At 61.0% G+C, this 25537-nt stretch carries 23 protein-coding genes and 1 tRNA gene; 12 read left to right on the top strand and 12 right to left on the bottom strand.

Going from position 1 to position 25537, the window contains the following annotated elements:
- Positions 1-35: 35 nt before the first annotated feature.
- Together G9X67_RS27790 and G9X67_RS27785 are read right to left on the bottom strand one after the other, a co-directional pair.
- Positions 36-1964: an autotransporter assembly complex family protein gene (locus G9X67_RS27790; RefSeq protein ID WP_171600158.1), complete on the bottom strand. Its 1929-nt coding sequence runs from the start codon at positions 1962-1964 to the stop codon at positions 36-38.
- 167 nt (positions 1965-2131) lie between these two features.
- Positions 2132-2389 carry a YMGG-like glycine zipper-containing protein gene (locus G9X67_RS27785; protein WP_012759223.1) on the bottom strand — a complete coding sequence of 86 codons (258 nt, stop codon included), beginning with the start codon at positions 2387-2389 and terminating at the stop codon, positions 2132-2134.
- Between the two features lie 325 nt (positions 2390-2714).
- Between G9X67_RS27785 and hemA the strand changes: the two genes are divergently transcribed.
- The 7 genes from hemA (at position 2715) to ugpC (ending at position 11452) form a co-directional block, all read left to right on the top strand.
- On the top strand, positions 2715-3929 hold the full coding sequence (gene hemA / locus G9X67_RS27780; protein WP_138331732.1) for a 5-aminolevulinate synthase: 1215 nt from the start codon (positions 2715-2717) through the stop codon (positions 3927-3929).
- Positions 3930-4289: 360 nt separating this feature from the next.
- Positions 4290-5267 (top strand): LacI family DNA-binding transcriptional regulator, encoded by a 978-nt coding sequence (locus tag G9X67_RS27775; RefSeq protein ID WP_138332022.1) that lies wholly within the window; start codon positions 4290-4292, stop codon positions 5265-5267.
- A gap of 54 nt (positions 5268-5321) precedes the next feature.
- Positions 5322-6560 (top strand): sugar ABC transporter substrate-binding protein, encoded by a 1239-nt coding sequence (locus G9X67_RS27770; RefSeq protein ID WP_138331731.1) that lies wholly within the window; start codon positions 5322-5324, stop codon positions 6558-6560.
- A gap of 74 nt (positions 6561-6634) precedes the next feature.
- Positions 6635-7552: a sugar ABC transporter permease gene (locus G9X67_RS27765; RefSeq protein ID WP_129421912.1), complete on the top strand. Its 918-nt coding sequence runs from the start codon at positions 6635-6637 to the stop codon at positions 7550-7552.
- Positions 7549-8412, top strand: coding sequence for a carbohydrate ABC transporter permease (locus G9X67_RS27760; RefSeq protein WP_072640387.1), 864 nt, complete (start codon positions 7549-7551; stop codon positions 8410-8412). Before G9X67_RS27765 ends, G9X67_RS27760 begins: the two co-directional genes overlap by 4 nt.
- Before the next feature lie 19 nt (positions 8413-8431).
- A complete protein-coding gene (locus G9X67_RS27755; protein WP_171600157.1) occupies positions 8432-10354 on the top strand; it encodes a glycoside hydrolase family 127 protein in 1923 nt (640 codons plus the stop codon).
- Between the two features lie 24 nt (positions 10355-10378).
- Complete coding sequence (ugpC, locus tag G9X67_RS27750) at positions 10379-11452, top strand: sn-glycerol-3-phosphate ABC transporter ATP-binding protein UgpC (protein ID WP_171600156.1); 1074 nt, start codon at positions 10379-10381, stop codon at positions 11450-11452.
- Positions 11453-11508: 56 nt separating this feature from the next.
- On the opposite strand, the gene dxr is transcribed toward ugpC, so the two are convergent.
- Positions 11509-12699, bottom strand: coding sequence for a 1-deoxy-D-xylulose-5-phosphate reductoisomerase (dxr, locus tag G9X67_RS27745; RefSeq protein WP_171600155.1), 1191 nt, complete (start codon positions 12697-12699; stop codon positions 11509-11511).
- Positions 12700-13077: 378 nt separating this feature from the next.
- Between dxr and G9X67_RS27740 the strand changes: the two genes are divergently transcribed.
- Both G9X67_RS27740 and G9X67_RS27735 read left to right on the top strand, forming a co-directional pair.
- The gene (locus G9X67_RS27740; protein ID WP_138331727.1) at positions 13078-13728 is read left to right on the top strand and encodes a hypothetical protein; all 651 of its coding nucleotides are present in this window, start codon (positions 13078-13080) and stop codon (positions 13726-13728) included.
- A 63-nt stretch (positions 13729-13791) separates the two neighbouring features.
- Complete coding sequence (locus tag G9X67_RS27735) at positions 13792-14082, top strand: BON domain-containing protein (RefSeq protein ID WP_138331726.1); 291 nt, start codon at positions 13792-13794, stop codon at positions 14080-14082.
- A 75-nt stretch (positions 14083-14157) separates the two neighbouring features.
- On the opposite strand, the gene G9X67_RS27730 is transcribed toward G9X67_RS27735, so the two are convergent.
- Together G9X67_RS27730 and G9X67_RS27725 are read right to left on the bottom strand one after the other, a co-directional pair.
- A complete protein-coding gene (locus G9X67_RS27730) occupies positions 14158-14421 on the bottom strand; it encodes a hypothetical protein (RefSeq protein WP_171600143.1) in 264 nt (87 codons plus the stop codon).
- A gap of 8 nt (positions 14422-14429) precedes the next feature.
- Positions 14430-14672 (bottom strand): hypothetical protein, encoded by a 243-nt coding sequence (locus G9X67_RS27725; RefSeq protein ID WP_138331725.1) that lies wholly within the window; start codon positions 14670-14672, stop codon positions 14430-14432.
- Positions 14673-14819: 147 nt separating this feature from the next.
- Between G9X67_RS27725 and G9X67_RS27720 the strand changes: the two genes are divergently transcribed.
- On the top strand, positions 14820-15338 hold the full coding sequence (locus G9X67_RS27720; RefSeq protein WP_138331724.1) for a DUF2937 family protein: 519 nt from the start codon (positions 14820-14822) through the stop codon (positions 15336-15338).
- 158 nt (positions 15339-15496) lie between these two features.
- On the opposite strand, the gene eat is transcribed toward G9X67_RS27720, so the two are convergent.
- The 5 genes from eat to G9X67_RS27695 all read right to left on the bottom strand — a co-directional run bounded on the left by eat (position 15497) and on the right by G9X67_RS27695 (position 20958).
- Complete coding sequence (gene eat / locus G9X67_RS27715; RefSeq protein ID WP_171600154.1) at positions 15497-16861, bottom strand: ethanolamine permease; 1365 nt, start codon at positions 16859-16861, stop codon at positions 15497-15499.
- Positions 16862-16888: 27 nt separating this feature from the next.
- Positions 16889-17635, bottom strand: a complete 747-nt coding sequence (gene eutC, locus G9X67_RS27710) for an ethanolamine ammonia-lyase subunit EutC (RefSeq protein WP_138331722.1) — start codon at positions 17633-17635, stop codon at positions 16889-16891.
- Positions 17632-19080 (bottom strand): ethanolamine ammonia-lyase subunit EutB, encoded by a 1449-nt coding sequence (locus G9X67_RS27705; protein WP_138331721.1) that lies wholly within the window; start codon positions 19078-19080, stop codon positions 17632-17634. Before G9X67_RS27705 ends, eutC begins: the two co-directional genes overlap by 4 nt.
- A 583-nt stretch (positions 19081-19663) precedes the next feature.
- Positions 19664-19740, bottom strand: a tRNA-Arg gene (locus tag G9X67_RS27700).
- Between the two features lie 54 nt (positions 19741-19794).
- Entirely contained in the window at positions 19795-20958 is a 1164-nt protein-coding gene (locus G9X67_RS27695; protein WP_138331720.1) for a M20 aminoacylase family protein, read from the bottom strand.
- Between the two features lie 158 nt (positions 20959-21116).
- Between G9X67_RS27695 and G9X67_RS27690 the strand changes: the two genes are divergently transcribed.
- Both G9X67_RS27690 and G9X67_RS27685 read left to right on the top strand, forming a co-directional pair.
- Positions 21117-22250, top strand: coding sequence for a serine hydrolase (locus G9X67_RS27690; protein ID WP_171600153.1), 1134 nt, complete (start codon positions 21117-21119; stop codon positions 22248-22250).
- A 19-nt stretch (positions 22251-22269) separates the two neighbouring features.
- On the top strand, positions 22270-23442 hold the full coding sequence (locus G9X67_RS27685; RefSeq protein ID WP_171600152.1) for a GTP-binding protein: 1173 nt from the start codon (positions 22270-22272) through the stop codon (positions 23440-23442).
- Positions 23443-23472: 30 nt separating this feature from the next.
- On the opposite strand, the gene G9X67_RS27680 is transcribed toward G9X67_RS27685, so the two are convergent.
- Positions 23473-24246, bottom strand: coding sequence for a FadR/GntR family transcriptional regulator (locus G9X67_RS27680; RefSeq protein WP_138331717.1), 774 nt, complete (start codon positions 24244-24246; stop codon positions 23473-23475).
- A 9-nt stretch (positions 24247-24255) separates the two neighbouring features.
- Entirely contained in the window at positions 24256-25536 is a 1281-nt protein-coding gene (locus G9X67_RS27675) for a TRAP transporter large permease (RefSeq protein WP_029871070.1), read from the bottom strand.
- Position 25537: the final 1 nt, after the last annotated feature.

The raw sequence follows: 25537 nt of genomic DNA, 5'->3' as shown, positions 1-25537 counted from the left end.
CCACAGATCGGAAAACACGAGCGGAATCGGCAATCCTAGAAAGATTGGCCGATGCCGGCGTAGATTCCGTAATCTGTGCCATCTTCGTACTTGTTCAGCGGCATGGCAAAATCAAGCCGCAGCGGGCCGAAAGGCGTTGCATATCGTATTCCGGCGCCGGCACCGGCGCGAATATCGGAAAAACCCGGAAAGGTGCTGTCCGATACGGTGCCGACATCGATGAAAGGCACGATGCCGATCGTATCGGTGATCTTGATGCGGGCCTCCAGCGAACCGGTCACATAGGAACGGCCGCCGGTGGGATCGCCATCGTCGTTATAGGGCGAGATTTCCTGATAGCTGTATCCGCGCACGGAGCCGCCGCCGCCGGCAAAGAAGCGCTGCGTGGCGGGAATGTCCCCAATGCTGTCGCCGCCGATCAGGACGCCGGCGGCAACCTTGCCGGCAAGCACCACGCCGTCTTCCTGTCCGAACGGCAAGTAGCCGGAGATCGAGCCCTCGAATGCCGCATAGGGCGTGGCGTTGAAGATCTCGTAGCCGGGCTTAGCCGAGAGCGTCGCGCGATAACCCTCCGTCGGGTTGAATTTGTCGTCACGTGCGTCGCGATCATATTGGATCGGCAAGGTGAAGGTCAGATAGTCGTTCGTGCCGAAGGCGTCGTCGTCGCGCTCCCAGCTGACCTCGCCGCTCGCCGCGACGGTGTCCTGGTCGGTCAGTTCGTAGGAAAGGCCGAGCGAGGCGGTGACGAGCGTGGCGTTATAGGCATCCGGATTTTCGGTCTTGGCGACGATGCCGGCCTTCAGCGTGGCGGCGGGAAAGAAGGCGCCGGGCTTGGTGAACAGGATGCCGGCGGAATAGTCGAGGCTGCCGACATCGGTCGTTTCGCCAAGCCGCGAGACCGCTCCCTCGATCCTCAGCGTTTCGGCTTCGCCAAAAAGGTTGCGGTGGCCCCAATAGCCCTGAACACCGAAGCCGTCGGTGGTGGAATATTGCGCGCCGACGCCGAAGTAGCGCCTCTTGCCCTCTGAAACTTCGATCGTCATCGGCAAGGTGCCGTCCGATGCCAGCGCATCTCCTTGGTGAATGGTGACGCTCGAAAAGACGCCGAGGGCGCGAAGCCGCTCGCCGGCTTTCTTCAACGTTTCCGGGGAATAGGCTTCGCCCTTGTTCAGCCGGGAATAACGCTGGATGAAAGCTGGCTTGACGGTCTTCTCGCCGGTGACGCCGACATCGCCGATCGGAGCGATGGGGCCGCCCTCGGCAGCAAGGACGATATCGACGGTATCGCTGTTGTGATCGGCGACCACCTTGCGTTCGGTCAACTTGGCGAAGGGCCGGCCTTCGCTCTTCAATTGTTCGACGATCTTGTCGCCGGCCCTGATGATCGCGAGCGAGCCGGCCTGCGCGCCCGGGGCGAGATCGTAATCGGCGGGATTATGGTTTGCGGCATCGCCGCCGAACTGGACCTCCCTGACCTTGAAAACGGGGCCGGGAGCAATGGCGACGGTGACGGGGATCGGCCCGGACCGGTCGAATGTCGGATTGGGCGGCAGGTCGTCGATATTCTTGCCGTCGATGGTGATCGTCACCAGGCCGCCATAACGGGCCTTTTCATACAGAGTGGCGATCAGCCGCTCCCGGTCGTCGCGCGCCTTGACGACGACGCCGAGATCGCCGGAAACCGGCAGCTTCTGGTCGCTGACGAGACGGGAACTGTTTTCCAGCGCTTCTTTCAGGTCCGGATCGGCGGTATCGGCTTTGAGGTCGACCTGGTAGCGCACCGGATCGGGCACCTGTTCGCCTTCGTCTTCCTCTTTGCCGAAAATGGTGATGCCGAAAAGCTTGAAGGCGTAAGCGTCGCCGATCAGCACCGGTGAGAACGCAGCCGCCGCTGCGACCACCATCATGGTGCCTGTTCGCCGATACGCAGTACCTGTTTTCGGGCCTGTCCCTCTGATCCGCATCCGCCGCTTTTGGTTGTGTCTACATTGAAGCTTCGTTGCCCAGCCATGAACAGCTTAGCGGCAAAATCGCGCGAGGTGTACCATTTTAAATTGCCAACGCGCTAATTTAGCACAAAAAATCCCGGACCTGTGTCCGGGATTTCTTGAATTTGCCGATTTCAGTGCGCTCAGCGCGGGCAACTATCGATATAGCGGCGGCCGTAGCGGTCGCGATAGTAGCACTGGCCGGGCTGTTCGGCGACGCTGCCGATGAGGGCGCCGGACACGCCGCCGATAGCGGCGCCGACTGCCGCGCCACGGACGTTGCCGGTGACTACGCCGCCGATGACGGCGCCTGATGCAGCGCCGATGCCGGCGCCTTGCTGCGTCGGCGTGCAGCTTGCGATCGACAAGCCGATCAATGCGAGTATGACAACTTTCTTCATCTTTTCTCTCCGAGGTTGTTGCCCAGCGGGCAAAGGCCGTCCCTTTTATTTTTTGTCAGGCTAGACCGAAAACTATGTCGGAAGAAAGGGTTGTCCACTGCTGTCCTGATTTTTTTCGATACAGGATGTTGTCGCCAGCTGCACGGTTTCGCGAATTTCCATTATGCTTGCCACATCAATTTCGTTGATCGCGGCTCGCATATTCTTTATCTGGAATCATTCAAAACTCTGCGCCTTTTGCCGCAGTTGATGTTAAAGCAAAGGGCAAGGGTTGACGCGCGAACGTCCGGTCAGCAAGAACGGTCGCGTGATACTGGAGCATATGATGGATTTCGAAGCGTATTTTAAAAGCGAGCTGGACGGGCTTCACATCGAGGGCCGTTACCGCGTTTTTGCCGATCTCGAACGTCACCGCGGCAATTTTCCGCGCGCGACGCGCCATACGGCCGATGGCGCAAAAGAAGTTACCGTCTGGTGCTCCAACGACTATCTCGGCATGGGCCAGCATCCCAAGGTGATCGAGGCGATGAAGAACGCCATCGACCACTGTGGCGCGGGTGCGGGAGGCACCCGGAATATCTCTGGCACCAACCATCACCACGTCGTGCTCGAACGTGAGCTTGCCGATCTGCACGGCAAGGAAGCGGCCCTGATCTTCACATCAGGCTATGTTTCCAACTGGGCGGCACTCGGCACGCTCGGTGCGAAGATTCCCGGGCTCATAATCTTCTCCGACGCGATGAACCATGCCTCGATGATCGAGGGTATTCGCCACGCCAAGTGCGACAAGGTGATCTGGAAGCACAATGACGTGGCCGATCTCGAGGCCAAGCTCGCTGCCGCCGATCCGAGGGCGCCGAAGCTGATCGCCTTCGAGAGCGTCTATTCGATGGATGGCGATATCGCCCCGATCAAGGAGATCTGCGATCTCGCCGACAAATATGGCGCGATGACCTATCTCGACGAAGTGCATGCCGTCGGCATGTACGGCCCGCGTGGCGGCGGCATTGCCGAACGCGAGGGGCTGATGGACCGGTTGACCGTCATCGAGGGCACGCTCGGCAAGGCTTTCGGGGTGATGGGCGGCTATATCGCCGCTTCGACGGCGCTTTGCGATTTCATTCGCTCGTTTGCCTCCGGCTTCATCTTCACCACGGCGCTGCCGCCGGCACTTGCCGCCGGCGCCGTCGCCTCGATCCAGCACCTGAAGGTCAGCCAGTTCGAGCGCGCCCGCCATCAAGATCGTGTCCGCAAGCTGAGAGCGCTGCTCGACCAGCGCGGCATTCCGCATATGCCCAATCCGAGCCATATCGTGCCGGTGCTGGTCGGCGATGCGGCCAAGTGCAAGTGGATCTCCGATCTGCTGCTCGACAATTGCGGCGTCTACGTCCAGCCGATCAACTATCCGACCGTGCCGAAGAAGACCGAGCGCCTGCGCATTACGCCGACGCCGCTGCATTCCGACGCCGATATCGCCCATCTGGTTGAGGCGCTGCATTCGCTCTGGTCGCGCTGCGCACTGGCAAGGCACGTCGCCTGATTTTTCGATGATCGCTCGGTTCGAACCGTAATTCAGGGCCTCCACCGGAGGCTCTGACAGCGATCGGTCTTGCTCCCGCAAGACGCTGGAACAAACCTCCCTTGCCCGTCCAAGATCGTCCGCTCTGCGCTTGGTCTTAACACCGATGACACATCGCAATCGGCCTGACCGATGCGCATCGATCTTTCCCTGTGCTTGCCTCTTGCCGCAACTGTGTTGCCGATCCGAGCTTTGGTGTGGCGTGAGAAAACCTTTTCTCACTTGACATAAGGATTGGTAAAAGCTTTTCTCAGATCACTTCAGAAGGAGGACGTTCTGAACATATCGGGAGGAAAAAGAGGCAGGATCACCATCCACGAGGTGGCGGCGGCTGCCGCGGTGAGCATCTCGACGGCGTCGAAAGCTCTCAACGATACCGGCCGGATGGGGTCGGAAACGCGCGAACGGGTGAAACGGATCGCCGCCGAGATCGGATACCGGCCGAATGCGCTGGCGAGAGGTCTTCTCAGCAAGCGCAGCTTCACCATCGGGCTGCTGACGAACGATACTTACGGCCGTTTCACGCTGCCTGTCATGGCGGGTATCTCGGATGCTCTCGTCGATCACGGCGTTTCGGTCTTCCTGTGCGCCATCGAAGACGATCCGGCGCTCGCCCAGATCCATGTCGATGCGATGCTGGACAAACAGGTCGACGGCATCATTGCGACGGGAAAACGCCTGGATCGGCGCCTGCCTGTCGATCTTTCGAATTTGCATGTGCCTGTCGTCTACGCATTCACGGAGGGGACGCAGAACAGTGTCACCTTCCGTTCGGACGACGAACAGGGTGCGCGGCTGGCGGTGGAATGGCTCGTGAAGATCGGACGGCGGCGGATTGCGCACATCACCGGGCCGGAGGACTTCTTCTCAGTGCGGGAACGTGCCGGCGCCTATCACGAGGTGGCAGGTCACCGTGAGCCGGTGCTCTACGGCGTCTGGTCGGAAAGCTGGGGGCATGATGCGGTCGAACAGCTTTGGAAGAGGTCGGGAGAAAAACCGGATGCTCTCTTCTGCGGCAATGACCAGATCGCCCGCGGCGCGGTGGATGCGTTGCGCGAGCGCGGCGTCAAGGTGCCGCAGGACGTCTCGGTCATCGGCTTCGACAATTGGGAGATTGTCGCGGCCCAGACGCGGCCGCCGCTGACGACGGTGGACATGGAACTGAAGGAGCTCGGGCGGCAAGCCGGATTGACGGTGCTCGCGCTTGCGGAAGGACGGCCTGTCGAGCCGGGAGTGAGGAAATTGCCGTGCCGGCTGATCGTCCGGCAGTCATGCGGGGGTACAGCCCCGAAGGAATGAGAACAAGAGAATGAGCAAAGGCGCGAGGAGATGCGCCATATCGGGAGGAGTGTCATGATCAAGCGTCTATTGGCGGCGACCAGCATCGCTACCTTGTGCCTGTTTTCGGCCGCGTCAGCTGCCGAGAATGTCGAAATGTGGGTTCGTACGGGGATCGGCGACGCCTTCAAGAAGGTCGTCGAAGCCTATAATTCCGGTCACGAGAACAAGGTCGTGATGACCGAGGTGCCGTTCTCCGAACTCGTGCAGAAATATGCGACGGCGATCGCCGGCGGACAGGCGCCGGACGCCCTGTCGATGGATCTGATCTATAATCCGGCCTTTGCTGCGGCCGGCCAGCTGGAAGACCTGACGGACTGGGCAAAATCCCTGCCCTATTTCAACTCGCTTTCGCCATCGCATGTTCGCCTCGGCACCTATCAGGACCGGATTTACGGCCTGCCGCTTTCGGTCGAGACCTCCGTCTTTGCCTGGAACAAGGATCTCTACAAGAAGGCAGGTCTCGACCCGGAAAAGGCACCTGTGAATTGGGACGAAATCACCGCCAATGCCGAGAAGATCCGGGCGCTGGGTGACGATACCTACGGCTTCTATTTCTCCGGCGGCGGCTGCGGCGGCTGCATGATCTTCACCTTCACGCCGTTGGTCTGGGGTGCGGGCGCCGATATCCTGTCGGCCGACAGCAAGACGGCGACGCTCGATACGCCGCAGATGCGCAAGGCCGTCGATATCTACCGCAACATGATCAAGAAGGACCTCGTGCCGGCAGGAGCCGCCAGCGACAACGGCGCCAACTTCCTGACCTTCACCAACGGCAAGATCGGCCAGCAGAGCCTTGGCGCCTTTGCCATCGGCACGCTGGTGACCGAGCATCCCGATATCAACTTCGGCGTAACGCTCATTCCTGGCGTCGACGGGAAGCCTTCGTCCTTTGCCGGCGGCGACAACTTCGTCATCACCAAGGGCACGAAGAAGATCGACGCGGTGAAGGAGTTCATCGAATATGTATATTCGATGGACGGCCAGAAGATCATGGCGAAGTATGGCAGCCTGCCGACGCGCGGCGATATCGCCGACAAGGTGCTTGAGGGCCTCGATCCGCGCATGCAGGTCGGCCTGAAGGCGATCGGTGTGGCCAAGACCCCCTATACGCTGCAGTTCAACGATCTGATCAACAGCGCCAACGGGCCATGGGCAAGCTTCACCAACGCCGCGATCTTCGGCGAAGACGTCGACGGCGCGTTTTCGAGTGCGCAATCGGAAATGCAATCGATCATCGATAGCGGCCAGTAAACTCTCCCCCGGCCGCGGCCGGGGAGCGGTGGCAGCTTCCCGGCCAATCCCACTCGACAGATGCGGAGCGTTTGATGACCGGTTCCGGTTCAGAGATTCTATTGCCTCGACGCAGGCGACGGCGCCGATCGAACTGGCGCGGCCTCGTCTACATCGCACCGGCCATGGCGCTGGTCATCGTCTTCTTTATCATGCCGGTTCTCTTCACCGGATGGATGAGCCTGCACAACTGGCCGCTGATGGGGGCGTCCCGCTGGATCGGCTTCAACAATTATTTCCGCATGGCCAACGATACCCGTTTTATGACGGCACTGAATTTCACGGCCTATTATACCGTGATCGTCACCATCGCGATCTTCGCGATCGCGTTTCCGCTGGCAATCTTCGTCGAGAAGGAACGGCAGTTCGTCGGCGCCTACCGGACGATCATCTTCCTGCCCGTCGTGGTCGGTCTTGCGACAGCCTCGCTGCTGTGGGTCTGGCTCGCCAATGTCGATAGCGGCTTCATCGGCCCGGCCTTGAAGGCGCTCGGCCTCGTCGAAAAGAGCCCCAATCTTCTTGCGACCTTCGACACCGCCTTTCTGACGATCGTGGTGATGGTCGTCTGGAAGATCGCCGGCTTCACCATGATCATTCTTTTGACCGGGCTTCAGGCCATTCCGTCCGAGCTGACGGAGGCTGCCCGCATCGACGGCGCCGGCCGCTGGCAGCGTTTCCGGCATCTGACGCTGCCGCTGATGCGCAAGACGATCGCACTGGCGCTGATCGTCTCCGTCACCGGTTCGATCCTCGCTTTCGATCAGTTCTACATCATGACGTCAGGCGGACCGCAGAACAAGATGATCTCGGTGGTCTACTACATCTTCAATCAGTCGTTCGTGTCGTTCAATCTTGGTTATGGCGCAGCGCTGTCGATCGTGCTTCTCGCCATCCTAATGGCGATCAGCATCGTGCAGCTCTGGCTGCTTCGCGTCGGGGAGGAGCGTCCATGACCACCTCAAGGGAGCGCCGCGCGCGCAAGGCCATCCGGACGAAGTCGGCCTATCACCTGACCGGCATCGCTATCTCGATCTTCTTTCTCGCCCCCTTCGTGATCACGCTGTTGTCGTCCTTCCGGCATGGCACGGAGGCCAGCCTGCCGCCCTTGCCGCCATGGCCGACCTCAGGCGTCAGCATCGATTCCTACGCGCTGCTTGACACGTTCGGCGCCGGCATCTGGCGGCACATGATCAATTCGCTGTTCGTTTCGGTCGCCACGGTGGTGCTCACCGTCGCCGTCAGCCTGCTCGCCGGCTACGGCTTCTCGCGGTACCGATTCCCGATGAAGAATGCGCTTTTCGTGCTGATCATCGCGACGCTGATGATCCCGTTCCAATCGATCCTGACGCCGCTCTTCATCATCCTGGCAAAGCTCGGCCTCAACAATTCGCTGCTTGGGCTGACGCTCGTCTATGTGACGCTTCAACTGCCCTTTTCGGTGTTCATGATGCGCAACGCCTTCGACGCCGTGCCGAAGGAGATCGAAGAGGCCGCGCGCATCGACGGCGCGCGCGACCTCAGGCTCTTGGTCCGGGTTCTTCTGCCGCTGGTGCTTCCCGGTGTGGCGACGGTGGCGATCTTTGCCTTCCTCAATGCCTGGAACGAGTTTCTGGCCGCCCTCGTGCTGCTCTCCAGCAACGAGAAATACACCCTGCCGGTGCTGATGACGGCGGTTCGCGCCGGGCGGCTCGGCGCCATCAACTGGGGAGCGGTGCAGGCCGGTGTCGTCGTCATGACGATCCCTTGCCTGATCGTCTTCCTGCTCCTGCAACGCTACTACATGCGCGGGCTGATGGCCGGCGCCGTGAAATGATCCCAAGAAGGTAGAGCCCATGACCAAATCAACCAATGACCGCCAGTTTCGTCCCGTCGCCGTTCCCGATGTGGAGCTCGGCGGCTTCTGGGGAAAATGGCAGGATGCCGTCTGCAATTCCACGGCCGAGATCCTGCTCGACCGCTGCGTCGAGGCCGGCATGCTGAAGGCGATCGACGTCAACCAACCGAGCCCCGGGGTGGTCATTCCCATTCAGCCATGGGGCGGGACGACGCAGATGTTCTGGGATTCCGACCTCGGCAAGTCGATCGAAACGATCGCCTATTCGCTCTATCGCCGGCCGAACCCGAAGCTCGAGGCCCGCGCCGATGAGATCATCGACATGTATGAGAAGCTGCAGGACGAAGACGGCTATCTGAACGCCTGGTTCCAGCGCGTCGAGCCGAACCGCCGCTGGACCAATCTGCGCGACCATCATGAGCTCTATTGCGCCGGCCATCTTATGGAAGCCGCCGTCGCCTATTATCAGGCGACCGGCAAACGCAAGCTGCTCGACATCATGTGCCGCTATGCCGATTACATGATCAAGATTTTCGGCCATGGCGAAGGCCAGATATCAGGCTATTGCGGCCATGAGGAAGTCGAGCTCGCGCTGGTCAAGCTTGCCCGCGTGACCGGCGAGACGAAATATCTCGAGCTTTCGAAATACTTCATCGACGAACGCGGCACCGAGCCGCACTTCTTCACGGCCGAGGCCGCTCGCGACGGCCGGAGCGCTGCCGACTTCCATCAGAAGACCTATGAATATGGCCAGGCACACCAGCCGGTGCGCGAGCAGACGAAGGTGGTCGGCCACGCGGTGCGCGCCATGTACCTCTATTCGGGCATGGCCGACATCGCCACCGAATACAAGGACGATAGCCTGACGGCAGCGCTGGAAACGCTCTGGGACGATCTGACCACCAAGCAGATGTACATCACCGGCGGCATCGGGCCGGCGGCCTCAAACGAAGGCTTCACCGATTACTTCGATCTGCCGAACGATACCGCCTATGCGGAGACCTGCGCCTCGGTCGGCTTGGTGTTCTGGGCAAGCCGCATGCTCGGCCGCGGTCCGGATCGGCGCTATGCCGATATTATGGAGCAGGCGCTTTACAACGGCGCGCTGCCGGGGCTTTCGACCGACGGCAAGACATTCTTCTACGACAATCCGCTCGAAAGTGCCGGCAAGCACCACCGGTGGAAGTGGCACCATTGCCCCTGCTGCCCGCCCAACATCGCCCGGCTGGTGACCTCGATCGGCTCCTACATGTACGCCGTTTCGGACAATGAGATCGCCGTGCACCTCTATGGCGAGAGCACCGCAAGGCTGAAGCTGGCCAACGGCGCCGAGGTCGAACTCGAGCAGACCACCAACTATCCGTGGGACGGTGCCGTCGCCTTTACCACCAAGCTGGAGAAGCCGGCGAAGTTTGCACTGTCGCTGCGCATTCCGGACTGGGCTGAAGGCGCAACCCTCAGCGTTAATGGAGAGATGCTCGATCTCAACGCCAATATGCAGGACGGATATGCCAGGATCGATCGTGAGTGGGCTGCGGGCGATCGTGTCGCCCTCTACCTGCCGCTGGCGCTTCGGCCGCAATATGCCAACCCGAAGGTGCGCCAGGATGCCGGGCGCGTCGCATTGATGCGCGGCCCGCTGGTCTATTGCGTCGAAACGACCGACAACGGCGAAGACCTCAACGCCATCGTCCTGCCGCGTGAGCTCTCCACAGCCGAAACCGTCGTACTGAAGGATCTCAATGATGCCGTCGCCCTCGATCTCAAGGTCGAGCGCGAGGAAACCTCGAACTGGGGAACGGCGCTCTACCGCAAGGCGCCTGCCGAAAGGCAGGTCGCCACCGCGCGTTTCGTGCCCTATCATCTCTGGGACAACCGCGCGCCCGGAGAGATGCTCGTCTGGGTCCAGTCGGACAGATAGGTCTTTTTGGGGATGACGAACGGTATGGGTAACAAGAGCGTCGTGCTCCAGGACGTGCGAAAAAGCTATGGCAATCTGCAGGTGGTCCACGGGATCGACCTGACGATCGCGGAGGGTGAATTCGTCGTCTTCGTCGGCCCTTCCGGCTGCGGAAAATCGACGCTTCTTCGCATGATCGCCGGCTTGGAAGACGTGACCGACGGGGAGGTCGAGATCAAGGGACGTGTTGTCACCGATCTCGATCCATCCGAGCGCGGCATCGCCATGGTCTTTCAGTCCTACGCGCTCTATCCGCATATGAGCGTGCGCGACAATCTGGCCTTCGGTTTGAAGATGGCGCGCACCAATGCCGCGGAGATAGAGACGCGCGTCAAGGCTGCTTCCGCGATCCTGAAGATCGACCATCTTCTCGACCGGCGGCCGGGACAGCTTTCCGGCGGCCAGCGGCAGCGTGTGGCGATCGGCCGGGCGATCGTGCGCAAGCCCGACGTCTTCCTGTTCGACGAACCGCTGTCCAATCTCGATGCGGAACTGCGCGTTTCGATGCGCATCGAGATCGCCCGCCTCCACCGCGAACTCGGCAACACGATGATCTATGTCACCCACGACCAGACGGAGGCGATGACGCTCGCCGACAAGATCGTCGTGCTGCGCGACGGGCGCGTCGAACAGGCGGGAACGCCGCGGGAAATCTACGAGAATCCCTCGAACACCTTCGTGGCGGGCTTTATCGGCTCGCCACGGATGAACCTGCTCAATGCCCGCTGGGGTGAGGGCGGCCTGGTCGAAGTCGCCGGCCGGCAGATCGAAAGCGGCCTGCCGCCCGCAAATCGGCCGGTTGGTGCCGCGGTGACGCTCGGTCTGCGGCCGGAGCATTTGAAGGTGGCATCCGACCTATCGGGCAGCCTGACGGCGAGGGTGGATTTTTCAGAGTATCTCGGGGGAACGCAATATCTCTATTGCCAGCTTGCCGATGGCCAGTCACTGACCGTCGAACATCGGTCACCGATCAGTATTGCGGCGGGCGAGCAGGTGAGCCTGCTGTTTGAACCGTCGGATTGCCGATTGTTCGACGAGGGTGGGAACCGGTTGCGCTAATCGCGGGTGTCAGGATCACAGGCGGGCGACCACTCGGCGATCGGCCCGTCTGAACTTCACTCGGCGATCGCGAGTGTCATGAGCTCCGCCGCCCTTTGCCGGGCTTGCCTGTCGGCGGCGAAGACATCGTCCATGGTGGAGGCCGGCGGCAGGCCGGCCAGATCGTCCATGACCCTCTCGGTGACCTCGGCCATGGCGAGGAAGGAGAGCTGCCCTTCGATGAAGGCTTCGAGCGCCACTTCCTTGGCGCCGTTCAGCACCGCGCCCTGAACACCGCCGCGCGTCATCGCCAGGCGCGCGAGCCGCAGCGCCGGAAACCGCACCTCATCCGGTGCCTCGAAATCCAGCCTGGCGAGCTTGGCGAAATCCAGCCGCTCGACCGGCAGGTTCGGCCGGCGCGGAAAGGACAGGGCATAACCGATGGCGGTGCGCATATCCGGCGCGCCGAGCTGCGCCAGCACCGATCCATCGGTATAGCCGACCATGGAATGAATGATCGATTGCGGATGGAAGATAACCTCGATCTGTTCGGGTCTGAGACCGAAAAGGTGCCGGGCTTCGATCATCTCCAGCGCCTTGTTGAACATCGAGGCGCTGTCGATCGAGATCTTCAATCCCATCGACCAGTTCGGGTGGGCGCGCGCAGTTTCCACCGTCACATCCGCCATGTCACGCAGCGAGGCGGTGCGGAAGGGGCCACCCGAAGCCGTCAGGATGACCCGCTCGACGGCGTGGCGCTGGTTCTCTTCCAGCACCTGGAAAATCGCGTTGTGCTCGCTGTCGACCGGAAGCAGCTTGCCGCCGCCCGCCCGGATCGCTGCGATGAACAGGTCGCCGGCCGATACCAGGCATTCCTTGTTGGCAAGGGCGATATCGGCGCCGCGGCGGGCAGCGGCAAGGGTGGGCGCCAGGCCAGCAGTGCCGACGATTGCCGCCATCACCCAGTCGGCTTCGCGGTCCGCGGCTTCCATCAGGCCGGATTTTCCTGAAGCGACCGCGATGCCGGTGCCGGAAAGTGCGCTCTTCAGTGATTCGTAATGCCGGTCATTTGCCGTCACCGCCAGCCGCGCGCCCGATGATTTCGCCTGCCGGGCCAACAATTCGACATTGCCGCTGCCGGTCAGCACGGAGATTTCGAAGTTCTCCCGTCCGCCCAGATGATCGACGACATTGAGTGTATTCTGGCCGATCGAACCCGTCGAACCGAAGATGCTGAGGCGCCGCGGCGCGCTTTTGCCGGTCATCATGTAGAATTTCGCGAAAATTTCTCTCGTAGGCTCAGGCTCTACTAGGCTTTGGGGGGGGCGGCAAGTGTGCAGTGCAGCAGATTTCAACCCCTGAGGGGTTTACAGAACGGCGGTTGGATGTGATCCTTCTAACATTGCTGGTGGATTCGGTTCCGCCGCGGCCGGTCGCGGTCGCAGGGCAATTCGGGGCGCTAAGGCGCCTATTGAAGAACAGGCACTCGGTGCCGTCGGCTTTCCGAGCCAACCATTAAATCGAGGATGAAACCGGGATGGGCGGCTTGGCCGTGATCCCCATCGCGTTCGCTGCGAGCGCTTCATGTTCGCTGCTGCTTCGGTTTCGGAGCCGCAGCCCTGTGTCAGGCAAAACGTTCTTACTTCATGACGACATTCAAATTAGCATGCATCCTTTTCGCCATCCTGCCCTCGCTCACAGCCGCAGCCAGGGCAGACGACCTGCTGATCTGGTCGCCGGCCAAGCTTTCGGACCGGTCCTACAAAGCGACGATGGGTTTTCGCCTGCCGGCGGAATGGGAAACGAGTGCCGGCGCCGACATCGCGCTTGCCTCGACCAAAGGCGGGGCGCTGCTGCCCGATTCCGAACAGGCAATGCTTTGGGGCAGGATCAGCAGAACGAGCGTTACCCCGGCAGGCCGGTCACAGCAGGGTGCCAGCGTCAGCGTCGATACGCTGCGCGGCAGCGGCGCGCTGACCCTCAGCCGCTCGCGCAGCTGGATCCTGTCCGATTCGCTCGACATGCAATCGAGCCGATCCATCAGCGTGCAATATGACGCGGTCGAGGCCCGGCAGGCTTCGGTGACGGCATCGCAGGCGCTGAAGCTGATTCATCCCTGGACGGGAACCTCGCTTTCGGCAGGGACAGGCGTCAGCAATGCCAGCGGCGACTTCTCGAGCACGGTAGGGGTCAGCCAGACCATTCTGCCGAACCTCAATCTCGATGCCTCGGTGAGCAATCCATTTTCGGGAGGTGAGGCGGGCAGTGTCAATCTCCGCTATCGCGTCAACTGGTAGCGGGGACTGAACCAAACTCCGCCGATCAGCGTTTCCTACGAAGCTTTCACGGAGGAACGGATCATGGTTTTCAAGGAGCAGACATTTCACGGGCTCGAACCCGAGATGGAGATAGAGATCGCCAATCGCGCAACGGTCGAGTCAGCCGTTGCCAATGCGCTGGCGATTGCCGGCGGCATCGATGCGTCGGATGTCGAGGTGACGATGGAAAACGACCAGATCATACTGAGCGGCACCGTCGGCACGGTGGGCGAAATCGAACGGGCAACCGCGGTCGCCAAGGCGGTCGAGGGCGTGCATGCTGTGCAGAACCGGATCCTGCTTGGCGGATCCTCGCTCGACGGCTCGCACTAACCAACGGCGGGCCGCTCCGAGCCTGGACCCTGCCGGGCGAGGACTATTTCCACATCGTCGCCTATAAGCCGCCGATCAACCGGCGAAGCGTTCGACGAGGAAGGACGAGCCCGCCAGACGATCCGTTTTCTGCGCGGCGCCCGATCCCTGCGGCTGGTAGGCGATGGCGAGCAGCAGGACACTGACGGCGACATAGGCGATTGCCAAAAGAGTCATCTTGATACGCATGATGAATACTCCTGTTTCGCGATAAACGCAGCTGGTATGGCGAAGTTCCGCATCGGCGAGATCAGAAAGAAAAAGCCCGGCCGGGGAGGATCGGCCGGGCTTTTCCTGCATGGATTGCCTTATCGGCAGATTCGGGTTTCCTTGACGACCGTATGGCCGTGACGGCGAATCTTTTCCGTCTTGGTGAAGCAATCGCGGGAAACGTGGCGCGCCCTCATGTCATGGCGGTAATTGGGCCTGTCCGAATGGCGGTAGTAGGGGCGCGCGTCATCGGTGGTGATCGTCACACTTGCTGCCTGGGACGGCATTGCGGAAAAGATGGACGAAGCAGCGAGCGTGCAGGCAAGGATAATCTGTTTCATGACAAGCCTCTCTTTCTGAGTTGGTCACGGCATCAACTCGCCGGAAGCGCCGTCGGTTCAATCACATAGAGTTACCGATTGTGTCGACGGCAGAAACCTTTGACGCGCCGGATCGTTAGCGCAAGGGGATAGCCGGAGGCATAGATCATGGGACAGATTGCAAGGATCATCACCATCGTCGCCGGGCTTGCCGGCGGCACGGTTTTTTCGCAGGCACCGGAATTTGCGCAGCAATACCGCCAGCGGATCGGCGGGGCGATCGACGAATTGCGGGTCATCGTCGAGGATTTCAATGCCCAGGCGGCCGAGCACCATCTCGATCGCCAGCAGGCGCTGAGCGCCTATGCGCAATCATCCGACGATTTCCTGCGCGACCGCGGCGTCTCGATGCAGAGCACGATCTCGCGCTACGAAACGCTGCTGTCGCAGCAGCTCCACCTCGGCACCGCCGCACCCGTCGCCAAGCCCTTCGTTCTGCTGCGGAATGCCGATGACGTCGTTTTCGCCAATACCTGGCGCGATTTCGTGCCCGGTGTGCCGGTCAGCTTTGCCGGTCTCGTCTGGGGTGCGATTGGATTTCTCGGCGGCTGGGTCGTGGCGGCGCTGCTGGGATTGGGGGCGCGGCGGCTCACGAGGACGCGGCGAATTCATCGTCAGGTGCGGTGAACCAATCGGTGGCGAACGTGGCACTGGCCCCGGAACGTAATGATATCAGCCAAGCTTTGCACTGAAATGACCCCCGCCAAACTTCGGCGGGAGTCGTCGATATTGATCGGAACCGGTTCGTCCAGTTGCCTTCCCGGTGATCGGGCCAGAGAGCCTTGTTACGTGGACGCTGCCGCTTCCTTGGCGATGCCACCTGAAAGCAAACGCCAAATGCCGAATGCCACCACGCCCATCGCGAGGAAGATCACAAAGATCAGGAAGTTGTAGTAGATCATCGCTGCCAGCGCGACGAGGGCGAGCCCGAGGGCAATGGCTGGCACCACGGGATAACCCCAGGCCCTGAAGGGTCGGGCGAGTTCAGGTTCGGCCTGACGCAGCTTAAACAGCGACGCCATCGAGACGATGTACATGATGATCGCGCCGAACACCGACATGGTGACAATATTGGCGGTCAGCGGCAAACCGCCGATCTGGATCAGGCTGTCGGAAAAGATGGCTGCGATGCCGACGGCGCCACCTGCAAGGACTGCGAGATAAGGCGTGCGGAATTTCGGATGGATTTTTGCAAGGACTTCCGGGAGGTAGCCGGCGCGGCCCAGTGCAAAAATCTGCCTGGAATAGCCCATGATGATGCCGTGAAAGGAAGCAATCAGGCCGAACAGGCCGATCCAGACCAGCATATGCAGCCAACCGGAGGATTCGCCCACGACCGCCTTCATCGCCTGCGGTAGCGGATCGTTGATGTTGGACAGCGTACGCCAGTCGCCGACGCCACCGGCGAAGATCATGGTGCCGAAGGCGAGGAAGACGAGTGTCAGAATACCCGCAATATAGGCAATGGGAACGGTGCGGGTGGGGTTCTTGGTCTCCTCAGCCGCCATCGCCGCACCTTCGATCGCCAGGAAAAACCAGATGGCAAATGGAATGGCGGCAAAGATGCCTCCAATGGCACCGACCGAGAATTCAGGGGCGCCAGCCCAGCCATTGGCCGCGAAATTGGCAAAAGAGAAGCCCGGCGCGACGACACCCATAAAGATCAGCAATTCGGCAATCGCCAGAACGGTGATAAAGAGTTCGAAGGTTGCCGCGATGGTGACTCCGACAATATTGAGCGCCATGAAAATGATATAGGCGCCGACGGCCGCCATTTTCGGATCAAGCCCCGGGAACTGCACATTGAGATAGGCGCCGATGGCAAGCGCGATGGCTGGAGGGGCGAAGACGAATTCCACCAGTGTTGCAAAACCCGCAACGAAGCCGCCGAGTGGGCCGAAGGCCCTGAGCGCATAGGCAAACGGTCCGCCCGCATGGGGAATAGCCGTCGTCAACTCCGTGAAGGAGAAAATGAAGGTGGTGTACATGACGGCGATCAGGATCGTGGTGATCAAAAAGCCGAGTGTGCCGGCGGCCGCCCAGCCATAGCTCCAGCCGAAATATTCGCCCGAGATGACGAGGCCGACTGCAAGTCCCCATAAATGCAGCCCGGTCAGGCTCTTGGCGAGCGTCGGTTGAGAATTTGACATGATTGTTCCCCTTTTTTGTATTGAACTTTAGATTTCTTGGTGTGGCAGCGCTTCTATGGCGCCTTCGGCATTTTCCTTGAGATCGACACCGGTCAGCTGCAAGCGAAGCGCCTCCCGGACGATCCAAACGATCTTGTCTGCTGCGACCTCGTAGCTGAGCCCGTCGGCATGAATATTCGAAATACAGTTGCGCTCGCTGTCACGCCGTCCTGATTGCGGGCGGAACGTGATGTAGGCACCGAGACTGTCAGGCACGCTTAACCCCGGCCTCTCGCCGATCAGCACGATGGCAACTTCCGCACCAAACGCCGCCGCTGCCTCATCACCAAATGCCACCCGCGCCTGCTCGCCCAATATCACCGGGGCGACGCTGAAGCCGCCGAGACGCTTCATGCATGCCTTAAACAGCGGCACCGCATGGTGCTCGACCGCCGAGGCCGAAAGTCCGTCTGCAATGATGAAGGCGATATCATAGCGGTCGCCTGAGCTCGGGAGATCGGCAGCGTTGGTCTGACGGCCGAGATCGGGGCGCGCCAGATAGATCGTACGGTCTTTGGCGCGAGACCGAATCCGGACCGTCGGCACGGGAGCAAGCTGCTTGGCAAGGACGACAAAATCCACTTGCCCATGCACAGCATCCCGCGCCCGGGCATGGGCAAGCTGGAAGTCGAGAATTGCCGATGTCGGCAAGGCGTCGCCCGCCCTTCCAAGCCCGATGCGGGCGCGGGTGGCGTTGCGGAACCGCGCAAACGGATCTCGTTCGAAGGGAGTCATGCCGATGCCCTGTAGCTCAAGAGATTGCGAGAAAAGGCGCCCGAGGCGCTGGCAGGCGCAAGACGACCCGTGTGATCAAGCATGCCCATGCGGTGGAGCCAGGCTTCGAACTCCGGGGCGGGCGGACGATTGAACTGGTGCCTGAGGCCGACAATATCGTGGTAGGAAAGGCTCTGATAATTGAGCATGACGTCGTCGGCGCCGGGCACCGCGATGAGGAAGCTGACGCCCGCGACAGTCAGCAACACCATCAGATTGTCCATGTCGTCCTGGTCGGCTTCCGCATGGTTCGTGTAGCAGACGTCGACCCCCATCGGCACACCAAGCAGTTTGCCGCAGAAATGGTCTTCGAGCCCGGCGCGGATAATTTGCTTGGCGTCGAAAAGGTATTCGGGGCCAATGAAGCCAACTACTGTATTGACGAGCAACGGATTGAGTTCACGTGCAACGGCATAGGCCCGCGCCTCCACCGTCTGTTCGTCGACACCATGATGGGCGTCGGCCGAGAGAGCGCTGCCCTGGCCGGTCTCGAGATACATGACATTGTTTCCGACCGTGCCGCGTTTCATGGAAAGTGCTGCCTGCTGGCCTTCCCTCAGGACGGCGAGATCGACGCCGAAACCCTTGTTAGCGGCCTCCGAGCCGGCGATTGACTGGAACACCAGATCGAGCGGCGCTCCAGCCTCGATTGCCTTGATTGACGTGGTGACATGGGTCAACACGCAGGATTGGGTCGGGATCTCGAACCGTTCGCGCAGCCGGTCGAAAAGAACCATCAACCTTGTGCAGGCTTCGAGATTGTCGGTCGCCGGGTTGATGCCGATCACCGCATCGCCGATCCCATAAAGAAGTCCGTCGAGCGTCGAGCCGGCAACGCCTTCAGGATCATCGGTGGGATGATTGGGCTGAAGACGGCTCGATAGTCGGCCGGGCAGACCGATCGTGGAACGAAAGGCAGTCACCACCCGGCATTTGCCGGCGACGGTGATCAGATCATGGTTGCGCATGATCTTGGAGACCGCCGCGACCATTTCGGGGGTGAGGCCTGGTGCAATGGCAAGCAGTCTTTCCGCGGTCGCGTCATAAGAGAGAAGCCAATCGCGAAACTCACCGACCGTCATATGAGATACCGACGCGAATGCCATCCAATCATGGCGGTCGACGATCAGTCGGCTGACCTCGTCGACCTCGTATGGGATGACGAGATCCTCCAGGAAAGTTTTGAGTGGCATATCCGCGAGCAGATAACGGGCGGCCACCCGCCGCTCGTTGCTTGACGCTGCGATCCCAGCCAGCACGTCACCAGATTTCAGCGGCGAAGCGCAAGCCAATACCGATTTCAGATCCTGAAAGACATGGCGTTCGCGTCCTAGAACGATCGAATATGTTGTCATCTGCTCCTGGCCGTCGGCCGGCCTATTCCAAATGTCCGAGAACCCATCCACCTTCCGGTTGTGAGCATCCGCGGGCTTCCGCCGACTATGCTCGGCTCTACGCCAAGCAACGCAAGAAGCGTGCCATTCTTTATGGGCTGGGATGCCGAGGCAGCCGTGCCAAGGACTTCGCATGGCTGACCATCAGGGCCGACGCTGCGCGCGGCTATCGCACAGACTGTTTTCAATTTAGGGTAGCTAATTCGCTAGCGTGGTTGTATCCACTTTACGATAGTATGCTCCGATGTGCGCAGATTTGCGCCCGGCTCGACACCGATTTCGAATATATTCGTTGATCGTCCTGATCCAGTGGTTCGGCCCCGAGTGCTTTTTCGGTGGGGCAGTCTGCGCTGAGACGCGATCGTCAACCATGAACGAACCGCCCGTGGATCGACGCCGATGTTGAAAAACTAGCCAGTTGAACGAGTCTAATCGATCGCCCAATTTCCTCGGCCCGAAGAGCTTGGTCATGCGGCCTCAACGCGACACTCGGCCTCGCTACTGCCAATCAAAGGCCGGTTTCTCATGACATCGTTATTGCGTTCTTGCATGTCTGCAGGAACGTGCGTTCTGTCGAGATAAGCATCTGATTGACTGGTGATCCCGGCGCGATTCGAACGCGCGACCCCCAGATTAGGAATCTGGTGCTCTATCCTGCTGAGCTACGGGACCACTTGAGTGCCATGCATACAAAAGGCTTGGCGGGAAGCCAAGCCTTAATTGTTGTCAGAGACCGAGCCGCTGTTCGGCGAGGCGGACCCAGTAGGAGATGCCGTGGGCGATGGCTTCGTCGTTGAAGTCGTAGGCCGGGTTGTGGAGGCCGGCGCTGTCGCCGTTGCCGATGAAGATGAAGGCGCCGGGCCGGGCGTTCAGCATGTAGGAGAAATCCTCGCCGCCCATCATCGGATCGATCTCGGCGTTGACGTTGCCTTCGCCGGCGATGGCGCTGGCGGTGGCGACCGCATGCTCGGTCTCATCCGGGTGGTTGACGGTAACGGGGTAGTTGCGGTGGAAGCTGATTTCGGCCTCGGCGCCGTGGGCCGCGACCAGGCCCTCGATGATCTGCCGGAACCGCGTCTCGGCGAGCGTGCGCACCTCGGGGTCGAGGGTGCGGACCGTACCGGCGAAGGTCGCATCGTTCGGAATGACGTTATGGGCGAAGCCGGCATTGAACTTGGTCACCGAGACGACGACCGAGCGCAGCGGATCAGCGCTGCGCGAGGCGATCATCTGCAGATTGGCGATGATCTGGGCGCCGATGGCGATCGGGTCGATCGTCTTATGCGGCTGGGCGGCGTGGCCACCGCGGCCCTTGACGGTGACGGTGAATTCATCGGTCGCCGCCATGATGGCGCCCTTGCGGGTGGCGAACTGGCCGACCGGTAGGCCCGGCAGGTTGTGCATGCCGTAGACCTCTTCGATATCGAAGCGCTCCATCATGCCGTCCTTGACCATCAGATTGCCGCCGCCGCCGCCTTCTTCTGCGGGCTGGAAGATAACAGCGACATTGCCGTTGAAGTTGCGGGTCTCGGCCAGGTATTTTGCGGCGCCGAGCAGCATGGCGGTGTGGCCGTCATGGCCGCAGGCATGCATCTTGCCCGGCGTCTTCGAAGCCCAGGGTTTGCCGGTGATTTCGGTGAGCGGCAGAGCGTCCATGTCGGCGCGCAGGCCGACCGTGCGGCGGCCTTCGCCCTTGCCCTTGATCAGGCCGACGACACCGGTTCGGCCGATGCCGGTGACGATCTCGTCGACGCCGAATTCCTTGAGTTTTTCGGCGACGAAGGCGGCCGTGTTTTCCACCGCGAAGAGGAGTTCGGGCCGAGCGTGGATGTGGCGGCGCCATTCGGCGACCTCGTCCTGCAACTCCGCGGCTCTGTTCAAAATCGGCATATCGGCGTTCCTGTTATGAAATCTCGACAATCTTTCATCGCATCACAAGGGTGTGAGGCTCACGGAAATTACTTAGTCAATGACCTTTGCCATGTCATAGCCATATAGGCTAAATAGGGGAAGATTTCGAGATTTTCCTGATATCCGAAGGACGAACCGTGTCGACGAGCCACTTCCGTTTGTTTGCTGCCTTGCGGCCGCTTTCTTTCGCGTCAGCGGCGACGGCCGTTTTTCTGGCCTCCGTTCCGCTGGCCCAGGCCAATCCGCATATTCTCGTCGATGTGCAGACCGGCCGCGTGCTCGAGCATGAAGAAGCCTTCCGCAAATGGTATCCGGCCTCGCTGACCAAGCTGATGACCGTCTATACCGTGTTCGATGCGATCCGCGCCGGTCAGATCAGCCTTGATACGCCCGTCGTCATCAGCAAACGCGCCGCCGCGCAGCCGGCCGCCAAGATGTATTTCAAACCAGGCCAGAAACTGACGCTCGACAGCGCATTGAAGATCCTGCTGGTGAAGTCGGCCAATGACGTGGCGGTCGCGGTCGCCGAAGCCATCGGCGGCACGCAGGAAGGCTTCGTGACGCGGATGAACGGCGAGGCGCTGAAGCTCGGCATGACGGATTCGCACTTCGTCAATCCGAACGGCTTGCCCGGCAAGGGCCAGTATACGACGGCGCGCGACCTTGCGGTGCTGACGGTGGCGCTGCGCCGCGATTTTCCGCAATATGCCGGCTATTTCTCGCTGGAGGGTTTCACCAACGGCCAGCAGAACGTGCCGAGCCTCAACATGCTGATCGGTCGTTTCGCCGGCGCCGACGGCATGAAGACCGGCTTCATCTGTGCCTCGGGCTTCAACCAGATCGGTTCGGCGACGCGCAATGGCCGCACACTGGTCTCCGTCGTGCTCGGCACCGACAGCCTTGCAGCCCGCGCCGATGCGACGGCAAATCTTTTGCAGAAGGGCTTCACCACCCAGCCTGCCAGCAACGACACATTAGGTTCGCTGAGACCTTACGGGTCGGGACAGGACCAGGTGACCGACATCAGTGCCGATATCTGTAGCGCCAAGGGCGCCAAGGTGCGCAGCGAAACGCGCGACGAAGTCGGCCGCATGAAGGTACAGTCACCCTATATCCAGCCGATGGATCACGATCCGCAATTCGTCTTTGCCGGCCTCATTCCGGGCCAGGATCCGCAGCCGACCGCGCAGCCGGAAAAAATGGCGCGGGGTGATACGGCGGGAGTGATCGCCAACGTGCCGGTGCCGATGCCGCGCCCGACATCCTTCTAAGCTTTTAAGGTAAAATGACATGAGCGCGCTCAACGACAGGATTCCGGTCACCATCCTGACCGGCTTTCTCGGCGCCGGCAAATCGACGCTGCTCAACCGCATCCTCAAAGATCCTGTCATGAAGGATGCGGCCGTCATCATCAACGAATTCGGCGATGTCGGCATCGATCATCTTCTGGTCGAGAGTTCCGGCGATTCGATCATCGAGCTCTCCGATGGCTGCCTCTGCTGCACCGTGCGCGGCGAGCTTGTCGATACGCTGGCGAACCTGATGGACGCCGTGCAGACGGGCCGCGTCAAACCGGTCAAGCGCGTCGTCATCGAGACGACGGGTCTTGCCGATCCTTCACCGGTCATGCAGGCGATCATGGGCAATCCCGTCATTGCCACGAATTTCGAACTCGATGGGGTCGTCACCGTCGTGGACGCGGTGAATGGGCTGCAGACACTCGACAATCACGAGGAAGCGCGCAAGCAGGCGGCGGTCGCCGACCGGCTGATCGTCTCGAAAAAGACGATGGCCGAGGCAACGGACGAGCTGGTAAAGCGGCTGCGGGCGCTCAATCCGCGCGCGACGATGATGGATGCCGACAGCGCCGAGGCGGGCAGTGCCGCGGTGCTGGTCAACGGGCTCTACGATCCGGCGACGAAGATTGCCGATGTCGGCCGCTGGCTGCAGGACGAGGATGCGCACGAGGCGCATCATCATCATGATCATGATGGCGATCACCATCACCATGGTCACCACCATCATGATCATCACCATCTTGGTGAACAGGGGCACGCGCATCAGGATCCGCACGACGTCAATCGTCACGATGCCTCGATCCGCTCTTTCTCGATCATCGAGGAAAAGCCGATCGATCCGATGGCGCTTGAGATGTTCATCGATCTTCTGCGTTCGGCCCATGGCGAGAAGCTGTTGAGGATGAAGGCGATCGTGTCCGTCTCCGACCGGCCGGATCGGCCGCTGGTGCTGCACGGGGTGCAGAGCATCTTCCACCCGCCGGTGCGGCTTCCCGCCTGGCCGGGGGAAGACCGGCGCACGCGCATGGTGCTGATCACGCGCGATCTGCCGGAAGCCTTCGTGAAGGATCTCTTCGACGCCTTCCTCGGCAAGCCGCGCATCGATATGCCCGATCGTGCGGCGCTGTCGGACAATCCGCTCGCCATTCCCGGCATGCGGATTTAAACCGTTGGTTTTGTTGTTGCGCGATTTTCTTCAGGTCTTGCGTTTAAGGATACTTGAAAGCCACTTGGCCTGCTGGCCGCTGAGAAGGCTGCGATAGCGCTCCTGGCTTGCCGCCAGATGGGCGCGCATGGCGGCGCGGGCGGCTTCCGGGTCCCCGGCAGAAATCGCCTTCAAAATCGCCAAATGCTCGCGCTGCAGGCCCTCCTGATAGTCACGCGACAGGGTGCTATCTGTACCCCAAGGCGAGGCGACGTCGCAGGGGATGGCCCGCAGGCCAAGCGCATCGAGAACTTCGACATAATATGAGTTATTGGTGGCAGCCGCGATTTCTCGGTGGAAGGCGAAGTCGCTTTTGCCGGTTGCTTCACCGCGCTCGAGCAGCCGGTCGAATTCGAAGAATGCTTCCTGAATCTGCGCTTCCTGAGCTGCATTGCGCCGTAGTGCAGCAAGCCCTGCGCTCTCGATTTCCAGCCCCATGCGCACCTCGATTATGTTGAGTGCATGGGAAACCTTGTTGCCGACATCGGCGCTGATCGAACCGAAGGCAATCGTCGGATGGTTCTTGACGAAGACGCCGGCGCCTTGCCGCGCCTCGACGAGGCCGTCGGCGGCAAGGGTTGCAATCGCCTCGCGGACAACGGTGCGGCTGACGCCGAAGAGTTCGCCCATCCGGATCTCCGTCGGCAGCTTTTGGCCGGGCGCGTACACTCCGGACACGACCTGAGCGCGGATGGCCGAAACGACGCCTTCGGAGAGTTTCGGTCTTCGCTCGACCCTGAAGTCTACGGCTGTGTCGGTCGCCATGTCGCACTCCTATTTGAACACGCTCGGCAGCCACAGTGAAATCGCCGGGATGTAGGTGACCAGCCCGAGCACCACGATGCCCGCACCGTAGAACGGCCAGATCGAGCGCATGGCCTCCCAGACCGTGATCTTGCCGACTGCACAAGCCACGAATTGCACCGCGCCGACTGGAGGCGTGTTCAGCCCGATGCCGAAATTCAGGATCATGATCACGCCGAAATGCACCGGGTCGACACCGTAGGCCTGGGCAACCGGCAGGAAGATCGGCGTGCAGATAATGATGGTCGGCCCCATGTCCATAAAAGTGCCGAGCACAAGCATGAGGACATTCAGCAGGAGCAGCACCGTCAGCGGATCGTCGGCGACGCTCTTCATCCAGATCACCAGCGAGGCAGGCACCTTCAGGAAGGCCATCAACCAGGAGAAGGCGGCAGCTGTGCCGATAATCAAAAGCACCATTGCCGTCGTGCGCACGGCACCCTGTGTGGCGTGAACGAAGTCTCTCCAACTCATCTGCCGGTAGACCAGGAGAGTTATCAGCAGCGCGTAGAGCACCGCGATGCAAGAGCTTTCCGTCGCGGTGAAGACGCCGGACCTCACCCCGCCGAAGATGATGGCGATCAGCAGAAGCCCGGGCAGTGCGACGGCGAACAAATGAGCCACCATGACAAAGCCCGGAAAGGGCTCTGTCGGATAGCCGCGCGAGCGCGCAACGATGTAGGCCGTCACCATGAGCGCGACCGCAAGCAATAGTCCGGGTAACACGCCGGCGGTGAACAGGTCGGCGATGGAGATCTTGCCGCCGGCAGAGATCGAATAGATGATCATGTTGTGGGAGGGCGGCAGGAGCAGCGCGATCAGCGCTGCCATTGACGTGACGTTCACCGCATAATCGGCGCCATAGCCGCGCTGCTTCATCTGCGGGATCATCAGGCCGCCGACGGCTGCGGCTTCTGCCACGGCCGAACCGGAGATGCCGCCGAACAGCGTGGCGGTGACGATGTTGACCTGGCCGAGGCCGCCGCGCACGTGGCCGACCAGTGATGCGGCGAAGGCGACGATGCGGCTGGCGATGCCGCCGCGCACCATCAGGTCGCCAGCGTAGATGAAAAAGGGGATGGCGAGGAGCGAAAATACGCTCATGCCGGAATTCAGCCGCTGGAAGATGACCAGCGGCGGCAGGCCCATGTAGAGCACCGTAGCGAAGCTGGCGACGCCGAGGCAGAAGGCGATCGGCGTGCCTATCAGCATCAGGGTGGTGAAAACACCGAACAGGATCCAGAGTTCCATC

It is taken from the genome of Rhizobium sp. WYCCWR 11152 (assembly GCF_013087615.1).
GTDB lineage: Bacteria > Pseudomonadota > Alphaproteobacteria > Rhizobiales > Rhizobiaceae > Rhizobium > Rhizobium indicum.
The sequence above is the reverse complement of the archived record's forward strand: the minus strand, read 5'-3'. Positions and strand labels throughout refer to the sequence as shown.

Bases quoted from the DNA above. Each gene is read 5' to 3' on its own strand.
- eutC (WP_138331722.1), bottom strand. From the start codon at position 17,635: ATGACTCCCTTCGAACGAGATCCGTTTGCGCGGTTCCGCAACGCCACC.
- G9X67_RS27725 (WP_138331725.1), bottom strand. From the start codon at position 14,672: ATGAAACAGATTATCCTTGCCTGCACGCTCGCTGCTTCGTCCATCTTT.
- G9X67_RS27785 (WP_012759223.1), bottom strand. From the start codon at position 2,389: ATGAAGAAAGTTGTCATACTCGCATTGATCGGCTTGTCGATCGCAAGC.
- G9X67_RS27755 (WP_171600157.1), top strand. From the start codon at position 8,432: ATGACCAAATCAACCAATGACCGCCAGTTTCGTCCCGTCGCCGTTCCC.
- G9X67_RS27685 (WP_171600152.1), top strand. From the start codon at position 22,270: ATGAGCGCGCTCAACGACAGGATTCCGGTCACCATCCTGACCGGCTTT.
- G9X67_RS27675 (WP_029871070.1), bottom strand. From the start codon at position 25,536: ATGGAACTCTGGATCCTGTTCGGTGTTTTCACCACCCTGATGCTGATA.
- dxr (WP_171600155.1), bottom strand. From the start codon at position 12,699: ATGATGACCGGCAAAAGCGCGCCGCGGCGCCTCAGCATCTTCGGTTCG.
- G9X67_RS27695 (WP_138331720.1), bottom strand. From the start codon at position 20,958: ATGCCGATTTTGAACAGAGCCGCGGAGTTGCAGGACGAGGTCGCCGAA.
- G9X67_RS27760 (WP_072640387.1), top strand. From the start codon at position 7,549: ATGACCACCTCAAGGGAGCGCCGCGCGCGCAAGGCCATCCGGACGAAG.
- G9X67_RS27735 (WP_138331726.1), top strand. From the start codon at position 13,792: ATGGTTTTCAAGGAGCAGACATTTCACGGGCTCGAACCCGAGATGGAG.
- ugpC (WP_171600156.1), top strand. From the start codon at position 10,379: ATGGGTAACAAGAGCGTCGTGCTCCAGGACGTGCGAAAAAGCTATGGC.
- G9X67_RS27740 (WP_138331727.1), top strand. From the start codon at position 13,078: ATGACGACATTCAAATTAGCATGCATCCTTTTCGCCATCCTGCCCTCG.
- hemA (WP_138331732.1), top strand. From the start codon at position 2,715: ATGGATTTCGAAGCGTATTTTAAAAGCGAGCTGGACGGGCTTCACATC.
- G9X67_RS27790 (WP_171600158.1), bottom strand. From the start codon at position 1,964: ATGCGGATCAGAGGGACAGGCCCGAAAACAGGTACTGCGTATCGGCGA.
- G9X67_RS27680 (WP_138331717.1), bottom strand. From the start codon at position 24,246: ATGGCGACCGACACAGCCGTAGACTTCAGGGTCGAGCGAAGACCGAAA.
- G9X67_RS27720 (WP_138331724.1), top strand. From the start codon at position 14,820: ATGGGACAGATTGCAAGGATCATCACCATCGTCGCCGGGCTTGCCGGC.
- G9X67_RS27765 (WP_129421912.1), top strand. From the start codon at position 6,635: ATGACCGGTTCCGGTTCAGAGATTCTATTGCCTCGACGCAGGCGACGG.
- eat (WP_171600154.1), bottom strand. From the start codon at position 16,861: ATGTCAAATTCTCAACCGACGCTCGCCAAGAGCCTGACCGGGCTGCAT.
- G9X67_RS27770 (WP_138331731.1), top strand. From the start codon at position 5,322: ATGATCAAGCGTCTATTGGCGGCGACCAGCATCGCTACCTTGTGCCTG.
- G9X67_RS27730 (WP_171600143.1), bottom strand. From the start codon at position 14,421: ATGCAGGAAAAGCCCGGCCGATCCTCCCCGGCCGGGCTTTTTCTTTCT.